Origin of the sequence: Alcaligenes faecalis, from assembly GCF_002443155.1 — a bacterium.
GTDB lineage: Bacteria > Pseudomonadota > Gammaproteobacteria > Burkholderiales > Burkholderiaceae_B > Alcaligenes > Alcaligenes faecalis.
On record NZ_CP023667.1, the window covers coordinates 1,591,235 to 1,606,291 of the forward strand.

Below are 15,057 nucleotides of genomic sequence, written 5' to 3' on the forward strand. Positions count from 1 at the left end.
GATGAAAGTCCTTGCTCCCCTGATGGTCTCGCTGTCGCTTGGAGCCTCCGTGCCGACAGCTTGGTCAGCGCCTGAAACTGTGACCGATACGACAGTGGAGGTGCAATTGATCCGTAACGCAACGGTCAAGATCGACTTTTCTGGTACGACCTTTTTGGTAGATCCTATGTTGTCGGCGAAGGGGGAGTTTCCAGGCTTCCCAGGTACTTACCGAAGTGAGCTGAGAAATCCTTTGGTAGACCTGCCTTTTTCAGCGAAAGAGGTGCTCGACAGCGTAGAAGCGGTGGTCGTGACCCACACCCATACGGACCACTGGGATGAGGCTGCTCAAAAAGCGATTCCCAAGGACCTGCCTGTATTCACGCAAAACGAAGCGGATGCAAAGATGATTCGTAGTCAAGGGTTCAAAGATGTGCGCGTACTCGACGGCTCCACCACATTTAAGGGCGTGAAGCTGAGTAAGACCGGAGGCCAGCATGGCACTGATCTGTGGTTTGCAGACCTCGTGCGTTCTGAGGCGATGGGTCCAGTCATGGGCGTCGTGTTTTCTGCTCCTCAGACCAAAACGGTTTACGTGGCTGGCGACACTGTGTGGCGTCCGGAGGTGGATCAGGCGCTGGAGCAGCACAAGCCAGACGTGGTGATTCTCAACACTGGCAGCGCGCTCATGAGTGGTTTTGAGCAGCATCCCATCATCATGGGCAAGCAGGACACACTACAAGCCACAAAGGCCGCACCCAATGCGGCAATCGTGGCCGTGCATATGGATTCTGTGAACCACATGTCACTCAGCCGGAAAGAGCTGAGTGAGTTTGTGAAAGGCCAAAAAATTGAAAAAAGTGTGTTGATACCTGCGGATGGTGAGAGCATGAAGTTCTGATGAAATAAAGCCGCCTAAGATTTTAGGCGGTCTTTCTAACACGAGAAAAGGAAACCCAATGAAAAAAGCATTAATCGTTATCGATATTCAGAATGATTACTTTCCTGGCGGCGCATTCACACTGGAAAATGCCAATGAAGCTTGCAAAGGGACCATTGAGGCCATTGAACAAGCGAAGCGTGATGGATGGCTAGTTGTTGGGGTCCAGCATGTCAATTCTGCCGATGCCCCAGCTTTCAAGCCCGACACCGAAGGCGTAAAAATCCACAATACCATTGTTGCCGCATTGGGCGATGCGCCCATCGTTGTAAAAAGTGAAGCCGACAGCTTCTTCAAAACAAATTTGGAGCAAATCGTGCGCGACGCTGGCATTACCGACCTTTATCTCACCGGCATGATGACTCAGCACTGTGTGACCCATACCGCACTGTCTCCACAAGCGAGCGACATGAAAGTCCATATCATCACCAAAGGCTGCGCCGCACCCACCAAGGCCTTGAGTGACTTGGCCCTGCAAGGTCTGAGTGCGCGATGCGACGTTGTATAGAACCAGCACTGTGCGCTATTAAATTCGAGCAGGCCCTACGCAACGGTCCCAGTGCAGGCAGGGCAATCTTTCAAAAAGCAGCCTGGAAAGCTGTAGGCAAATTAGCGCGATAGATATATTTGGTATATGTCTGTACATGAAGAAAATGACTTTATCGTCCCAACATTTCAAGGCTGCTTTCATTGTCTGCGACAGTATCATCACATCCCACCGGTCATTGTGATGTCTCGGGTTCGATATTGATTGTGAAAGTGACAGGGTACAGATGGCCCAAAGTCTGTTTTTGGCGATACTGGAGGTCAGGCAGGAGGATCTGGTTATGGCCGAACGCAGTCCTTCTCAGCATTCTTAAATTCGGGACCAAACATGACAGGTATTGCCAAGTTAAATCTGATTGACTACAGATTAGCTGGGTTGGCGTGTGAGGCTGGATATACGAAAGTCTAAATGCGGTAGTGCTTTTAGTATGTCTTTAGCAAAAGGGTGTCGGATTAGTTGGTCTTGACTGTCAAGCCGGTGGCGTCAACCTTGCTCACGCCTTTGATGCTTTCAGCCTCTGAAACTGCCTGCTTAAGCTGCTTGTCATCTGAAACTGTGCCAGTGAGCGTAATGACTCCATTTTCGGTTTCGACTGAGATGCTGTTGCCCTGCAGTTCTTTTTGGGCGGCTAGGTGAGCCTTCACCTGCTTTGTGATTTCTGCGTCAGGTGCGTTTTTATGAGCATCGGCCCCGCGGTTGTGTACCTCTTTAGCGTTCGCTTCTCCTGGGGTTTTCTCCTCAGCTGCTCCTTTTCCGGCTGTTGCGGAAAGGTCAGGATGGGAGGGCCTGTCCTCTGCCAGGGCGCCGGCGCTTAACCCAAAGCTGAGTGCTGAGGCTGCCAATAGCTTAGAGATAGTCGTTGAGTTAGTCATTTTTTCACCTAATTTGGGCGAATTGGTTTCGTGGGTCTTTTAAAGGACGTCCGCCTTGCTTTCGGGTGGCAGGCTCATCCCTCTTAATTAAAGCGAACCGCAGCTTTGCTTGTGCTGGCCGTCGAAAGTCTTGCTGGTTGAGGAATTTGCCGGTTGTCGTGAGTCAGAAAGGTGTTCAATGTACCTGACCATAACTTAAACCCTAAGCAGGCCTGCCATTTGTCCTGCTGGTAAAGCCAGTGCGTGTGGCAGACTGAGCACCGATAAAGACGCTGAGTACCAAACTCTCCAAAATCCTCTTTGGGGGTTAACGCTGTCATGTTGGTATGGCCCGTTGTGTGGGGCTTCGAGAGTGGCAATGTCTGGCACATGATGCACATTGTGCCGTGGTCTAGCTTTCCCATATATTGCTCCTTTGGTAAAGGTTGATACAGGTAACAGCTAAGCTCTAATGAGCCTGGAACTACAAAATAATTCTCATTGCTATTAGTTCTTTCTGACTTTACGCTCAGGTGAGCTTTTAAAACGCTCAAAAAGTTACGGATGTAATGCAATGTGTGGGAAGAATGCTTATATGGCTGTAGGATGATTTGTGTTTGGAGTCTGACACTTCACATTGCTCCTCTGACGAGTAAGGGGATACCACTTGAATGCAGACTCAGGTCGCGCAGTGTTCAAAAGCTCCAGCGCTGATTCGACGCTGGTGTCCGACGAAGTCCACTCTGGCGCAGCTTCTGGCGTTAAAACTACTGGTCTGCGGTCGTGAATATGGACTATGCCGCCCGCGCTGGCAACGGTGGCAATGGCAAAGCCATGCTCAACATCCTCGTTTTTGCCTGGCTGCCACGTTGTTATTGCGGCCATGTAGAGCAGTTCCCCATCCTTGGCATGAATAAGCCGTGGTTGCTTGTCGTCAGTTTCCCCTGTCCACACAGGCGTTTATCTATCAAGGTTTGGTTGCTGGTTCTTATAAGTGAGTCATTCCATGGGTGTATGTCATCGACCCATTGGACCGTTCAAACCGGTTTTAGCAATGCCTGCTATGCTAGATGAGGTAGCAGGTTATTCCTTAAGATTCCTGTTGCAAAGATTAATTCGAGTTCTCGATCAACAAGAGCAAGTTAACCAAACTGGAGAGATTTCCATGGGCACCAAAATTTTTACTGAAGCCGACCGTAAGCGTACTCCTCCTCCTGCCACTCCCAAGGGCGTGAACCTTAGTACAAAATTCCGGGGCCAGCGTGTTAGCCAGGAACGTGGCGCGCATACCCGCAGCAAGAAAAACCCCGGCAAGCGCGCACATTCGGGTTGATTTTTGTCGGCAGCTTAGCACTTGCCAGGGCTTTAACGGTGCATGCTGGGAGGGTTAACCATTTTCCAGACGCAAAAAAGCCCGCTCTAGGGCGGGCTGTCGATGACGTGTCGGGGCTTAATCCGTAGGGGAGTCATCCCGCTCCCCGTAGAGGCATTTTCTCTTTTTGGGGTATGAAGCCGTCCTCGAAAGATGAATCCCAAGCATAACAAGAGCCTAGCAACCCCCCCGTTTCAGTACTGCTTACCAGAATACATGCACACAGCTCCAGGCTGTGCCAAGTGCGTGAAATTCAATTCGTTTGCGATACGAGGAAGCCATGATCAAGCCAGGTAAAAACATCGCTATAAAGATTCCGTCCTATAAATGGCAGGAAACCGTGGAGTTCTACCGGGACCGTGTCGGGCTAACGGTAAAGAGGATACTGAATGAAAGTATCGGCTTTGAGTTTGGTGAAATGACTCTTTGGCTGGATCGTGTTGAAAAACAGAGCCAGACTGATGTATGGCTTGAGCTTTTCAGTGACGATCCTGATACCGCAATAGAGCAACTGGGTGGGCCGGCTCGTGACTATCTAGAGCCACTTGATAGCGTTGAAGGCCATTGGACAAACGATCCTGCGGGTGTCGTTCTGTTAGTTCGTAAAGAATAAAGACTCGTCTTGCCCTGAAGGCGTCCGCTCTCACCAAGCGCTATGGGCCTGTGCGCGCGAGTTATGCCATGGGCAGATAATTGGTACCGTTACACCTCTGGTGCTCTTTTACGCGGTGCTCAATAGTGGCCAAAGGACTGAGCTATATACAGACGCCCGGTCGGAAACTGGTTTGCAGTGTAAGGCGATGGCTAAATGACTCTCCTTGAATGAGAGGACTCTCACTGGATCAGTGCGGGTCCTATTTTTACTTAAGTACAGCTTTACTTTGCAGTCCGCAGTCAGCTGTGCTGGTGGTAATTCTGCGTCACCGGCGACATCGATTCGAGCGCTCGCCGTAGATCTCTAGGTTCAGGGCTCACCCCAACGGCCCGTAAATGACGATTACAGATAAACCAGATCTCGTCCCTGTCATTAGCCAAAATAAAAAAAGCGTCTGACGTTTCCGACGGGTTGAACATCCCCAGGGCACGGTAAGCGGTCTGCATATTGAATCCGCTTTGAAGCGGGTAGGGCTTTGGCCCATCTTTCAGCTCTTGAACACGAAGATATAGTCCCGTCTCTAGTGTGATCATTCAAGCCTCGCCTCTAGTTGCGTTGCTTTATTCTAGGAGCACGAGTAGATATTCGCTACAGGTCAGTACCTTTAGATGTAATCAGACTTATTCAGATATAACAGGGCTTGTATCAGCCAACAAAAAAGCCTCGGAAGAGGCTTTTTTGTTATGTGCTCACGCTCTGTGCTTTGCTCTACATAACGACATACCGAGATATAGCCAGAAAATGCGCTGCACTGCCGGCCAACACAAATAAGTGCCAAATACCGTGCCAATGTCGAAAACGCTCGTCAAACACAAAGAAGACAATTCCGGCCGTGTAAATGGCCCCACCGGCCGCCAGCCAGGAAAATCCTTCCGAGCCCAGACTGGATTCCAATGGCCCCAGCGCCAGCAACACAATCCATCCCATAACGGCATAAATCACCAGCGACAATATGCGTGCAGGCGAGCGGGGGCGGATATCCTGAAGAATGCCAATCAGCGCCAAGCCCCAGACCACACCAAACAGACTCCATCCCCAAGGACCTCGCAGTGTGACCAGGCAGAAGGGTGTATAGCTGCCAGCAATCAGCAAATAGATGGAGAAGTGATCCATCTTGCGAAATACGTTTTTAGCTCGTCCCTTGAAGCAGTGGTACAGGGTGGAGATCAAATACAGCAGGACAAGCGTAGTGCCATAAATTGCCGTGCTGGTGATGCGCCAGGGATCCCCGGTCAGACTTGCCATGACAATCAGCCAGGATACGCCGCCTACCGCCAGAACTGCGCCGATCAGATGTGACCAGGCATTGAAACGTTCACCGTAATACATGATGCTTTTTACTCTCCGAACATTCGGCACGCCGATTGCAAGACTGTCGTCGTGGTCGGAAAAGCTTAGCGCATAAATCAAGCTCCCGTATTGATCTCTATTAGGTCAGCACCGTACATTTGTTTGCTGCGTTGGATGAGGAATATCGGTCAAGGTGCTCAACACTCAAAGCCTTGTGATCTGTCCCCGTATCGCGTTGCCTCGGTTTTTGATGGATGTGTGTATATCTCTTGTGCTTGGGGGCAAGAACGGTCTGCGTCGAGTGTGGTACGCTGGCCATCCAAAGCATTCGTATACCTGTCAGGTAAACCCCAATATCTGCTGATTAAACCTGGTTTTAGGATACGGTTTGCGCGACGTGCGCTCATACCTAAAGAGGCTCATCATGAAATTTGTGCTTTACAAGGACAAAAGTGGTGAATGGCGGTGGCGATTCAAGGCCGCGAATGGGAACATTATTTGCGTCAGCTCCGAAGGCTACAGCAGCAAGCAGAGCGCACAGCACAGCATTGAGTCTGTGAAAAAAGGGATGGCGGATGCTCCTGTTGTCGAGGAGTAAGCACAGACTTTCTACGAGTCTCTACGCGTAGCCTTTAGTCCCGTGAATTAAAAAACTCCCTGGTAAAAGGGAGTTCAAAGGCCTCGCCAAGTTCCGAGGTCTTTTTTATCAGCTGGATCCGCACGGGAGCCTTAACAGCAGGCACTCAATCCAGCATTGCCTCAGCCTCAATCTCGATCAACCACTCAGGCTTGGCCAATCCGCTAATCAGGATCCAGGAAGAGGGCGGTGGGTTCACAGGAAATCGTTTCAATAGCGCAGCGGCGATCTCATCCTGCTCTTGCGGTGAGCTTGCGTCTTCCCGGATAAAGATCCGCAGCATGATCACTTGATCAATCTTGCTGCCAACCTCGGCCAGGACCAGTTCAATATTGTCCAGGGCGGCTTCTGTTTGCTCGCGCATACCGCCAGCTACGGTTTGTTCCTGAGCATCTACACCGACTTGGCCAGACAACATGACGCGGCGGTTGCCGGTGACTACCAGGCCTTGGCTGAAACCGTATTGCAGGGAGTTGAATACGGTAGAGGGATTAATAGCGCTTTTTGTCATTTTGATAAATACAGGGAAAGTCAGTTGAGGCGGTGTGTTCACGCGCCAGGCTCATACTTTGGGGCTTTGTGCCGGAAGACAAGGGCTGCGCTTGGGATTTCCTGATCATCGGGCACTAAGGCTGTTCTTCTTCGATCTGCCTCGTTCGGAGTTCAGATGGGGAACGATCTGCGTAGCTGTGACTGCTTTTCTAGGATAGCGGCCTGGAAAGCTCGGAAATGTATTACATCGCGTTGCCATAATTTGATGATTCAGCCGCTAGAATTACTCAACTATCTACCTCTAGAGGCTCCTATGGCAAACAACAAATCCATGATTCACGGCAACTGCCTGTGCGGCGCCGTTTCAATCAGCTTGCAGCAGCACAAGCCTTCGATCAGTGCGTGTCATTGCGGTATCTGCCGCAACTGGTCCGGCGGCCCGTTCTTGTCGCTGGAGTCTCATGAAACCCCGGTGATCGAAGGCGAAGAACATGTACGTTCTTATGCCTCCTCGGAATGGGCGGAGAGAAGTTTTTGTGATGTATGCGGCACGCACTTGTTTTACAAGCTTAAGGCGGGTGGTTTCCATGCCATTTCTGCTGGCTTGTTCAAGGACAGCGGGAGCTGGCCGTTCGAGCTGCAGGTCTTTATTGATGACAAGCCTGATAACTATACGTTCGCTAACAAAACGCGAGAGATGACAGGCGAAGAGGTGGTTAAGCTATTTTCTTGATCCTGGTTCATGTACAAGGAGAGCTCTGTGATGAAAAGAATCCTTTTCCTGTCGCTGTCTGCGTTACTGGCCGCTTGCGCCTCTTCCAACGCTGACCTCGCGACTCAACAAGACGTAGACCTGAACAAGTACATGGGCACCTGGTATGAGCAGGCGCGTTTACCCAATAGCTTTCAGCGTGAATGTGCCGGGGATGTGCAAGCCAATTACGTGATGGAAGCCGACAAGACGATTACCGTTACCAACCGCTGCCAAGGTGTGGACGGAAAAGAGCAGGAAGCCATTGGTCAAGGGCGACTGTCCAGTAGTATGGAACCTGCGGATCCGGCAATATTGGAAGTGCGCTTTGCTCCAAAATGGCTCTCATGGTTCCCCATGGTGTGGGGCGATTACTGGATCATGAAGCTGGAAGGGGACTATCAATACTCACTGGTAGGGACACCGGATCGGAAATATCTCTGGGTCCTGTCCCGGGAAAAACAGGCTGATCCACAAGTCGTTAGCGACTTGCTGGATTACGCTGCGGCACAAGGCTTTTCTGTGCAAAAAGTGGTATCGACCAAGCCGTAGCACGCATTCGGTAATCGCTCGATCAGCACCTGCACAAATCAGAACATCCTCTTAGCGTTTTTAGTAATAAGCATGGGGAAATTAGATCGTTTTGAAGAGCTTGCGGCTGTGGTCGAATGGCACGACGGTATGTATCGGACGTGCCATTTTTTTATCGGAATGTTTTTATCATGAAGTCGTTTTTAAGCATTGCCGCGACCCTTACCCTGGCGTTGGTGGCTGGAGTGGCCCAGGCTGATCGTCTGGATGACATCAAGAAAACGGGTGTCTTGAAAGTAGCGTCTTTCGACAGCAATCCACCGTTTGGTTTTGTGGATCAGAAGTCCCGCCAGATCACCGGTCTGGATGTGGATTTTGCTCAGGCTCTGGCTGACAAGCTGGGCGTGAAGCTGGAAGTCTTGCCAACCAATCCGGCCAATCGTGTGCCGCTGTTGACGTCTAATAAAGTAGACCTGGTTCTGGCTAACTTCACCATCACGGAAGAGCGCGCCAAGCAGGTTGATTTCAGCATTCCGTACTTTGCATCAGGTCAGCAGTTCCTGGCTAAGAAAGGCGTCTTGTCCTCGCCCGAGCAGTTGAACTCGCTGCGTATTGGTGTGGATAAAGGTACGGTCAATGAGATCGTCCTGCGTGAAAAATACCCTCAGGCCAAGCTGGTTGCCTATGACGATACGCCCTTCGCCTTTACCGCTTTGCGTAACGGCAATGTGCAGGCCATCACTCAGGATGGTCCCAAGCTGATTGGTTTGCTGGCCAATGTGCCGGACAAGGAAAACTATGAGATCCCGGCCTTCAGCATTTCCGAGGACTTGATCGGTATTGGTATCCCCAAGGGCGAGACAGCACTGAAGTCCTTTGTGGATGAAACCTTGCTGGAGCTGGAAACCCAGGGCAAGGCACAAGCCATTTACGACGTCTGGTTTGGCCCTCAGTCCAAAACGCCGCTGGAGCGTTTGTACCGCATCGGTCAGCAACAGTAAGTCATCACTTGCTTGCAGGCCAGCCTTGAATGTTCAGGCTGGCCTTTTCCTGTTTGTGTTTTTAACAGCGGGATCGCTTGATCCTGCTTTTTGGTGTTTGCTATGCCGTCTTCTGATTTCTGGCTGGCACCCCACTATGTGGGCTGGTTGCTGCAAGGGTTCTGGGTCACGATTCAGCTCTCTTTAGTTGTCTCCTTCGCTGCAACTGTTTTGGGTTTTCTGGTGTGTATTGCTAGGTTGTCGCCCTTTGCCTGGTTGGCCTGGCCGGTACGTGCTTACCTGAGTCTGTTCCGTAATACACCCTTGTTGGTGCAATTGTTCTTCTGGTATTTCGGGGCCTCGGCCTTGATGCCGCCGGAGCTGGTTCAATGGTTGAATACTCAGCATGTCTTGCAGTTGGTCTTGTTCGATGTGCATTGGCCCAGTTTCGAGATGCTGGCCGCCTTTGTGGGTTTGACGATCTACACCACGGCGTTTGTGGCTGAAGAGTTCCGCTCCGGCGTGCGGGCTGTTCGCACAGGTCAATGGGCCGCCGCTGCTTCCTTGGGCATGTCTTCCATACAGGTCTGGCGCTATGTGGTGATGCCGCAGGCTTTACGCAATACCTTTCCCTCGCTGATCGGGCAGTACATGAATGTCATCAAGAACACCTCGCTGACCATGGCTATCGGCTTGGCAGAGCTGTCATATGCCTCACGTCAGGTGGAAACTGAAACCTTCAAGACCTTCCAGTCCTTTGGGATTGCAACGCTGTTGTATGTCTTGCTGGTCATGCTGGTGGAGGTAGGTGGGCAGTGGTTGCAGCGTCATCGTCTGCAAGTGCGAGGTGGGCTGTAATGAACTTCGACGTAATTCATGACAACCTGCTGTACTTCCTGGTGGGGGCGTATCCGCATGGCCCTTTAGGTGGGGCGGCGCTGACTCTCTTGTTAAGCGTGCTATCGGCTAGCTTGTCGGCCGTTCTGGGGCTGGTTTTTGGGGTGGCTCTGGTTTTGAGCCGCGGTGTGGCGCATACCGCTTTGCTGCTGTTTCTGGGCTTTTTCCGCGCCATCCCCGTCATCATGCTGATTTTCTGGGTGTATTTTCTGCTGCCCATTCTGTTCAAGGTGGATGTGCCGGGCTTGTTTACCGTGGTCTGCGCCTTGTCCTTGATTGGCGGTGCGTATCTGGCGCACTCGGTGTTTGCGGGCATCAGCAGCTTGCCGGCGGGGCAATGGCAAGCGGGCAAGGCCCTGGGCCTGAAAACCGCTCAAATCATGAAGTCCATCATCCTGCCGCAAGCCTTGCCGGTGATGCTGCCTTCTTTTATTAATCAGTGGGTTGCCTTGATCAAGGACACCTCGCTGGCCTATGTCATTGGCGTGGCGGAACTGTCTTTTGTGGCCACTCAGGTCAGTAATCGGGTCATGGTGCACCCTACTGAAATTTTCTTGTTTGTCGGGCTGATGTACTACGTGATTTGCGCAACGCTGGAGTTGATTGCGAATCGGGTGGCCCGACGTTATGACAAACATCTGCGACTGGATGGCAAATGATCCGTATCGATAGTGTTTCCAAGTGGTATGGCACGTTTCAGGTGCTCAAGGATTGCACGGCCCAAGTGGACCGTCAGGAAGTGGTGGTGGTGTGCGGGCCTTCGGGCTCCGGCAAGTCCACCTTGTTGAAAACCGTCAATGGTCTGGAACCGTTTCAGCAGGGCAGGATTGTTGTGGATGGGATTTCCGTCGGCGACCCGGCGACGAATCTGCCAGACTTGCGCAGCCGAGTCGGGATGGTTTTTCAGAACTTCGAGCTGTTTCCGCATTTAAATGTCTTGGCCAATCTGACTTTGGCACAGCGTAAAGTGCTGGGCCGGGAGCGGGACGAAGCGAATGATCGGGCTTTGCTGTACCTGGATCGGGTGGGCCTGAAAGCGTTGGCGGATCGTTATCCAGCTAGCTTGTCGGGCGGGCAGCAACAGCGTGTCGCCATTGCACGGGCCTTGTGCATGGACCCGGTCTGCATGCTGTTTGATGAGCCTACCTCGGCCTTGGACCCGGAAATGGTCAACGAGGTGCTGGACGTGATGGTCAGCTTGGCGGAAGAGGGCATGACCATGATGTGCGTCACCCATGAAATGGGCTTTGCCCGCAAAGTGGCGGATCGGATGATTTTCATGGATCAGGGCCAGATTCTGGAGGACGTGCCTACGGATGTGTTTTTTGGTGATCTGGAGGGCCGACCACAGCGCGTGCAAACCTTCTTGTCCAAGGAACTACGTCTGTAGCTTGTGTCTTTGCTCTGCAGCTGGTTTGATGATTGCCAAGCCAAGCCAAGCCAAGCCAAGCCAAGCCAAGCCAAGCCAAGCCAAGCCAAGCCAAGCCAAGCCAAGCCAAGCCAAGCCAAGCCAAGCCAAGCTGTGCGTAGCAGACGCTGGAGCCCACATCTATAAAAAAAGCCCGCCTGTTGAAAAATGGGCGGGCTTTTTTATGGGCGAGCAAACCAGGCTTGATGAAACAGGGCTAATGACATGCTTGCCCGGCCGGGAGAGTGTCGCGATGTGCTCAGGATGACTGAGCGGGTGTGTCGAATGATTGCAGCAGAGATTCTGATGCCAGTACGGCACGGCGTGCCTGTTCGTGCTGATCATGCAGGGCCAGGTAACGTGCTTCGGCCTCATCGCCTCGCGCTACATCCCCTTTGTATGACTGCGCTACGTAGTTTGCGTACCAGATGGACTCGGCTACGGTCATACCTACAAACACTTCATTGTCGTCCTGATCTTGAGACAGGGCACGGATACCAGATAAATACGCCCGTTCACGGGGCTGAAATTCCAACATAAGACTCCTTAGATAAGCCTCCATTGTAGTAGGTGGGGCAAATCAGGCCAGTGTTGGGCGTAGTACGGTGTTTGGTTGGTGTTTAGCTGCTGGGGTATAAATAGTCTCGGGATTGGGGGGTAATCAAGTGCTATTTTGGAAATGTCGAGGATAAACAGTGCATAAGTTATTTTCTAATTTGGTCTTGGGCCTGACCTTTGCCTCTGTACCAGCCTTCGCTTCAAGCATGCAAGAGAGTGCTCAACTGGGCCGGATACACATACAGGCGGACAAGGTTGACGTGTTGAGCACGCATGAGCTGAAAGCTTCGGGCAATGTGACAGTAACTGGCAAGGAGAGCGTCATACATGCTCAGGAGGCTGTTATTCGTAGACGGGGTCCTGTGATTGAAGTGCAGGCACAAGCGTTGGTGCAGTCTGAGCCAAGCTCAAGACCTTCTTCTGAGTTCAATCCGCTTAGCCTGCAAGATGCTCGTGCGGCAGGCGGGGAAATGCGGTTGCAAAAAGAAGGATACGCGCCAGTGAGAGTGCAGGGCTTAAGTACCGTATGGTGGAACGATTCAAACCAGACATGTATCACCGTTAAGACTAGCCAAGGGCGCTATGGCGATGTCAAAAAAGAGGAGGCCGAGGTATGCAGGCGGGAGTGAGGCCGCGTCTGGCTTGGTTTAGGGGGCATGCGGTGGTAAGGAGAGGACATGGGCATTAAGTGGGAGACGTCGTTTCATAAAGTGGCTACTGTGCTGGCGACAGCTCTTTGTGTGCTCGTATCTATTCTGGCCCTGATCTTTTTATTTGATGGGTTGGCCAATCCACAGGGCCAGTATGCGGCAATCAATTATGTATTTGCCATTGTTGGTGTCGGCTTTTCCTCGCTGATCTTTGTTGTGAACCGGTATTACAGCAGGGTTTGTCGATCCCTGCCGACGGGCGCAAAGCGTGACGCCAGGCTTCTGGGTTGGTCGTTGAGTGTCCTCTATGTCGTTCTGATTGGCTTGTTCATGCTGGGGGGCTTAGGCATAGGTGCCAGGTTACTGCAAGGTCAGCATATTTTTGGTTAAGTGCCACGATTGAGGAATTGTTGCAGAGTCAAGCCTATTCTGTACGGTCAGGCTTAGCCAATAGCATGAGAAGTGCTGGTGTTCCTATGTCGGCATCGCCACCTTCTTCAGCCGATATGCCAAAGCAGGTCTAGTCAGCCCCAGCCTGCGCGCAGCTTCTGAAATATTCCCATTCGTCTTTTTTAACGTCAGCTGGATGATTTGTTCTTCAAGATCATCCAGATTGAAGGGCGTTTCCAGCAGATGCTCCAGATATTGCGTCTGGTTCGCGCTGAAACAGGACTCCTTCGCCATAAAACCTTGCGTATTCAAACTGCTCAGATACTGCAAGGCGCTTTTCTGCTGCGGGAATAAGTGGTGGGTTTCGATTTCGTGATTGTGTTCGGTCAGGATGACGCCACGCTCGATCATGTTCTCGAACTCGCGGATATTGCCCGGCCAGTCATATTGCATCAGCAATTCCCGGCTACGGTCACTCACTCCCAGCACGTGCTTTTTGTACATGCTGGAGTATTTGTTCAGAAAGTATTCGGTCAGCAGCGGAATGTCTTCCTTGCGCTCACGCAGCGGCGGGATGTGGATGGGAAAGACGTTCAGGCGGTAGTACAGGTCGGCACGGAAGGTGCCTTTTTGTACGGCCTCGGCCAGATCTTCGTTAGTGGCTGCCACTACACGCACGTCGATATGGCGGATGTTCTCATCCCCCACGCGCTCCAGCTCCTGTTCCTGCAAGACACGAAGCAGGGCGGCTTGGGACCGTGGTGACAGTTCCACGATTTCATCCAGAAAAATGGTGCCGCTCTGGGCACGCTCAAAACGACCGGGGCGGGATTTATGCGCGCCGGTATAAGCGCCTTTCTCCACGCCAAACAGCTCTGATTCAATCAGCTCCGGGGGAATGGACGCACAGTTCACTGCAATAAAGGGCTGATCCGCCCGGTCGCTGGTCGCGTGCAGGCCGCGTGCGAAAGCTTCTTTCCCTACGCCGGTTTCCCCCAGCAGCAGCACGGAGACTTTGCTTTGTGCCGCTTTTTCCAGCAGATGACAGGCAGCCTGGTAGGCGGCGGACTGGCCAATAGAGTTGGGCAAGGTGAAGTTGGCGCTGGAGTGCTTGAACTCCTGTTCGCGCAACTTCACCAACTCACATCGCAAGGCAAACAGTTCGTCCTGAACCGGGTCAGGCAGCATGAAGCGGTCGATCTCGGGATCATCAGCTTCCCATTCCTCGGCAGGCTTGCCCACGATCTTGCAGTGACTGTGGCCCATGGCGCCGCATTGGGTTTCTTTGTAGATGATGCTCTTGCCCATATAGAAGCTGGTGTAGCCACTGGCATACCCAAGCAAGCTCCAACAGACCGGCTCGCTGGATTGGCCGTGCTCTTTCTGGTGATTGCTGACTTCGTAGGAATCAAACCAGTCAAATTCGCCGTAGTACTGGCCGGCATCGCGATCAAAGGTCAGCGAAGTAGGCACCACTTTGACCATGCCGCGAATGGTGTGCATTTGTGGGCCGGCCAGAAAGGTCTCTTTCAATGACAGGTCCGGGCGCACTTTTTGTGACACCTCGGCATCCTTCATGCCAGCGTGGTAGCCAAAGCGCATCAGAAAGTATTTGGCGCGCTCGCTGCCTAAAGAGGCAATCAGTTCCTTGCGTAGCTGGCCAAAACCGCTGGCATGCAGCAAGAGCATGCGCTGCTCGCCAAACCATATTTTGCCTTCCCGCGCATCAAAGCGAATGGCGTCGATCAGGTCCTGACTTAATGGCAGTGTGAGTTCAGTAGCCCCCATGGCTGTCTCCATCCTGTGATTTCTTATTGTGGTTTTGAGTGTTCTAAAACCAGTATGCCGCCTGTCTTTCTAGTGACTCAAGGAAAACAGAATAGTGTCCAGAGGACGGATAAAACGGTTTTTTCTAGGGCTTTACCCTAACTCAGCATTTGGTGAAAACGACGCTAAGCACTTGATCAAATGATCAATTTTATTTTCAGGCCGCCGGCCAACAGCGCATGGCGTCTGGCTCTGACTACTCCTATCTCTTTAATCCTAAAGGGTTAAATCCTTCAAATTTAAAGTTGGCACGCAGTTTGCTATGAACAGGCTGTGGACACTCATGCAACAGCTTGATCAGG

21 protein-coding genes are annotated in these 15,057 nt (G+C 52.0%); 14 read left to right on the forward strand and 7 right to left on the reverse strand.

The window, feature by feature from the left end; translation table 11 throughout:
• Position 1: 1 nt before the first annotated feature.
• Both CPY64_RS07385 and CPY64_RS07390 read left to right on the forward strand, forming a co-directional pair.
• Positions 2-880 carry an MBL fold metallo-hydrolase gene (locus CPY64_RS07385; protein WP_042482086.1) on the forward strand — a complete coding sequence of 293 codons (879 nt, stop codon included), beginning with the start codon at positions 2-4 and terminating at the stop codon, positions 878-880.
• 58 nt (positions 881-938) lie between these two features.
• Positions 939-1,427, forward strand: coding sequence for a cysteine hydrolase family protein (locus tag CPY64_RS07390; RefSeq protein ID WP_042480244.1), 489 nt, complete (start codon positions 939-941; stop codon positions 1,425-1,427).
• Between the two features lie 491 nt (positions 1,428-1,918).
• Here the strand turns inward: CPY64_RS07390 and CPY64_RS07395 are convergent, their stop codons facing one another.
• Together CPY64_RS07395 and CPY64_RS19310 are read right to left on the reverse strand one after the other, a co-directional pair.
• Positions 1,919-2,338 (reverse strand): BON domain-containing protein, encoded by a 420-nt coding sequence (locus tag CPY64_RS07395; RefSeq protein ID WP_042480246.1) that lies wholly within the window; start codon positions 2,336-2,338, stop codon positions 1,919-1,921.
• A 570-nt stretch (positions 2,339-2,908) separates the two neighbouring features.
• Complete coding sequence (locus tag CPY64_RS19310; protein WP_080723674.1) at positions 2,909-3,271, reverse strand: SOS response-associated peptidase family protein; 363 nt, start codon at positions 3,269-3,271, stop codon at positions 2,909-2,911.
• 211 nt (positions 3,272-3,482) lie between these two features.
• Between CPY64_RS19310 and CPY64_RS19105 the strand changes: the two genes are divergently transcribed.
• Positions 3,483-3,650, forward strand: coding sequence for a hypothetical protein (locus tag CPY64_RS19105; RefSeq protein WP_165589468.1), 168 nt, complete (start codon positions 3,483-3,485; stop codon positions 3,648-3,650).
• A gap of 319 nt (positions 3,651-3,969) precedes the next feature.
• Entirely contained in the window at positions 3,970-4,302 is a 333-nt protein-coding gene (locus CPY64_RS07410) for a hypothetical protein (RefSeq protein ID WP_042480251.1), read from the forward strand.
• A 281-nt stretch (positions 4,303-4,583) separates the two neighbouring features.
• Here CPY64_RS07410 and CPY64_RS07415 read toward each other — a convergent pair whose 3' ends face one another.
• Both CPY64_RS07415 and trhA read right to left on the reverse strand, forming a co-directional pair.
• Positions 4,584-4,877 carry a hypothetical protein gene (locus CPY64_RS07415; protein WP_042480253.1) on the reverse strand — a complete coding sequence of 98 codons (294 nt, stop codon included), beginning with the start codon at positions 4,875-4,877 and terminating at the stop codon, positions 4,584-4,586.
• A gap of 175 nt (positions 4,878-5,052) precedes the next feature.
• Positions 5,053-5,673, reverse strand: coding sequence for a PAQR family membrane homeostasis protein TrhA (gene trhA / locus CPY64_RS07420; protein WP_042480255.1), 621 nt, complete (start codon positions 5,671-5,673; stop codon positions 5,053-5,055).
• Positions 5,674-6,058: 385 nt separating this feature from the next.
• Between trhA and CPY64_RS07425 the strand changes: the two genes are divergently transcribed.
• Positions 6,059-6,232 (forward strand): YegP family protein, encoded by a 174-nt coding sequence (locus CPY64_RS07425; RefSeq protein WP_021446666.1) that lies wholly within the window; start codon positions 6,059-6,061, stop codon positions 6,230-6,232.
• A gap of 145 nt (positions 6,233-6,377) precedes the next feature.
• Here CPY64_RS07425 and CPY64_RS07430 read toward each other — a convergent pair whose 3' ends face one another.
• Positions 6,378-6,782, reverse strand: a complete 405-nt coding sequence (locus CPY64_RS07430; protein WP_042482088.1) for a RidA family protein — start codon at positions 6,780-6,782, stop codon at positions 6,378-6,380.
• 294 nt (positions 6,783-7,076) lie between these two features.
• Between CPY64_RS07430 and CPY64_RS07435 the strand changes: the two genes are divergently transcribed.
• The 7 genes from CPY64_RS07435 to CPY64_RS18975 all read left to right on the forward strand — a co-directional run bounded on the left by CPY64_RS07435 (position 7,077) and on the right by CPY64_RS18975 (position 11,598).
• On the forward strand, positions 7,077-7,496 hold the full coding sequence (locus tag CPY64_RS07435) for a GFA family protein (RefSeq protein WP_042480256.1): 420 nt from the start codon (positions 7,077-7,079) through the stop codon (positions 7,494-7,496).
• A 30-nt stretch (positions 7,497-7,526) separates the two neighbouring features.
• A complete protein-coding gene (locus tag CPY64_RS07440) occupies positions 7,527-8,066 on the forward strand; it encodes a lipocalin family protein (protein WP_042480261.1) in 540 nt (179 codons plus the stop codon).
• Positions 8,067-8,236: 170 nt separating this feature from the next.
• A complete protein-coding gene (locus CPY64_RS07445; protein WP_042480263.1) occupies positions 8,237-9,046 on the forward strand; it encodes an ABC transporter substrate-binding protein in 810 nt (269 codons plus the stop codon).
• A 102-nt stretch (positions 9,047-9,148) separates the two neighbouring features.
• Positions 9,149-9,883 carry an amino acid ABC transporter permease gene (locus CPY64_RS07450; RefSeq protein ID WP_042480265.1) on the forward strand — a complete coding sequence of 245 codons (735 nt, stop codon included), beginning with the start codon at positions 9,149-9,151 and terminating at the stop codon, positions 9,881-9,883.
• Positions 9,883-10,581, forward strand: a complete 699-nt coding sequence (locus CPY64_RS07455) for an amino acid ABC transporter permease (protein WP_042480267.1) — start codon at positions 9,883-9,885, stop codon at positions 10,579-10,581. Before CPY64_RS07450 ends, CPY64_RS07455 begins: the two co-directional genes overlap by 1 nt.
• Positions 10,578-11,312, forward strand: coding sequence for an amino acid ABC transporter ATP-binding protein (locus CPY64_RS07460; RefSeq protein ID WP_042480269.1), 735 nt, complete (start codon positions 10,578-10,580; stop codon positions 11,310-11,312). The genes CPY64_RS07455 and CPY64_RS07460 overlap by 4 nt, the downstream gene beginning before the upstream one ends.
• 28 nt (positions 11,313-11,340) lie before the next feature.
• Positions 11,341-11,598 (forward strand): hypothetical protein, encoded by a 258-nt coding sequence (locus CPY64_RS18975; protein ID WP_042480271.1) that lies wholly within the window; start codon positions 11,341-11,343, stop codon positions 11,596-11,598.
• Here CPY64_RS18975 and CPY64_RS07470 read toward each other — a convergent pair.
• Positions 11,590-11,868 (reverse strand): hypothetical protein, encoded by a 279-nt coding sequence (locus CPY64_RS07470; protein WP_042480274.1) that lies wholly within the window; start codon positions 11,866-11,868, stop codon positions 11,590-11,592. The two genes, CPY64_RS18975 and CPY64_RS07470, sit on opposite strands and share 9 nt — an antisense overlap.
• A gap of 157 nt (positions 11,869-12,025) precedes the next feature.
• Between CPY64_RS07470 and CPY64_RS07475 the strand changes: the two genes are divergently transcribed.
• Together CPY64_RS07475 and CPY64_RS07480 are read left to right on the forward strand one after the other, a co-directional pair.
• Positions 12,026-12,517: a hypothetical protein gene (locus CPY64_RS07475; protein ID WP_052362852.1), complete on the forward strand. Its 492-nt coding sequence runs from the start codon at positions 12,026-12,028 to the stop codon at positions 12,515-12,517.
• A 48-nt stretch (positions 12,518-12,565) separates the two neighbouring features.
• Positions 12,566-12,928 carry a hypothetical protein gene (locus CPY64_RS07480; protein ID WP_042480277.1) on the forward strand — a complete coding sequence of 121 codons (363 nt, stop codon included), beginning with the start codon at positions 12,566-12,568 and terminating at the stop codon, positions 12,926-12,928.
• Between the two features lie 84 nt (positions 12,929-13,012).
• Here CPY64_RS07480 and CPY64_RS07485 read toward each other — a convergent pair whose 3' ends face one another.
• Positions 13,013-14,716: a sigma-54-dependent Fis family transcriptional regulator gene (locus tag CPY64_RS07485; protein ID WP_042480280.1), complete on the reverse strand. Its 1,704-nt coding sequence runs from the start codon at positions 14,714-14,716 to the stop codon at positions 13,013-13,015.
• Between the last annotated feature and the right edge of the window lie 341 nt (positions 14,717-15,057).

Bases quoted from the DNA above. Each gene is read 5' to 3' on its own strand.
- CPY64_RS07385 (WP_042482086.1), top strand. From the start codon at position 2: ATGAAAGTCCTTGCTCCCCTGATGGTCTCGCTGTCGCTTGGAGCCTCC.
- CPY64_RS07390 (WP_042480244.1), top strand. From the start codon at position 939: ATGAAAAAAGCATTAATCGTTATCGATATTCAGAATGATTACTTTCCT.
- CPY64_RS07395 (WP_042480246.1), bottom strand. From the start codon at position 2,338: ATGACTAACTCAACGACTATCTCTAAGCTATTGGCAGCCTCAGCACTC.
- CPY64_RS19105 (WP_165589468.1), top strand. From the start codon at position 3,483: ATGGGCACCAAAATTTTTACTGAAGCCGACCGTAAGCGTACTCCTCCT.
- CPY64_RS07410 (WP_042480251.1), top strand. From the start codon at position 3,970: ATGATCAAGCCAGGTAAAAACATCGCTATAAAGATTCCGTCCTATAAA.
- CPY64_RS07415 (WP_042480253.1), bottom strand. From the start codon at position 4,877: ATGATCACACTAGAGACGGGACTATATCTTCGTGTTCAAGAGCTGAAA.
- trhA (WP_042480255.1), bottom strand. From the start codon at position 5,673: ATGTATTACGGTGAACGTTTCAATGCCTGGTCACATCTGATCGGCGCA.
- CPY64_RS07425 (WP_021446666.1), top strand. From the start codon at position 6,059: ATGAAATTTGTGCTTTACAAGGACAAAAGTGGTGAATGGCGGTGGCGA.
- CPY64_RS07430 (WP_042482088.1), bottom strand. From the start codon at position 6,782: ATGACAAAAAGCGCTATTAATCCCTCTACCGTATTCAACTCCCTGCAA.
- CPY64_RS07435 (WP_042480256.1), top strand. From the start codon at position 7,077: ATGGCAAACAACAAATCCATGATTCACGGCAACTGCCTGTGCGGCGCC.
- CPY64_RS07440 (WP_042480261.1), top strand. From the start codon at position 7,527: ATGAAAAGAATCCTTTTCCTGTCGCTGTCTGCGTTACTGGCCGCTTGC.
- CPY64_RS07445 (WP_042480263.1), top strand. From the start codon at position 8,237: ATGAAGTCGTTTTTAAGCATTGCCGCGACCCTTACCCTGGCGTTGGTG.
- CPY64_RS07450 (WP_042480265.1), top strand. From the start codon at position 9,149: ATGCCGTCTTCTGATTTCTGGCTGGCACCCCACTATGTGGGCTGGTTG.
- CPY64_RS07455 (WP_042480267.1), top strand. From the start codon at position 9,883: ATGAACTTCGACGTAATTCATGACAACCTGCTGTACTTCCTGGTGGGG.
- CPY64_RS07460 (WP_042480269.1), top strand. From the start codon at position 10,578: ATGATCCGTATCGATAGTGTTTCCAAGTGGTATGGCACGTTTCAGGTG.
- CPY64_RS18975 (WP_042480271.1), top strand. From the start codon at position 11,341: ATGATTGCCAAGCCAAGCCAAGCCAAGCCAAGCCAAGCCAAGCCAAGC.
- CPY64_RS07470 (WP_042480274.1), bottom strand. From the start codon at position 11,868: ATGTTGGAATTTCAGCCCCGTGAACGGGCGTATTTATCTGGTATCCGT.
- CPY64_RS07480 (WP_042480277.1), top strand. From the start codon at position 12,566: ATGGGCATTAAGTGGGAGACGTCGTTTCATAAAGTGGCTACTGTGCTG.
- CPY64_RS07485 (WP_042480280.1), bottom strand. From the start codon at position 14,716: ATGGGGGCTACTGAACTCACACTGCCATTAAGTCAGGACCTGATCGAC.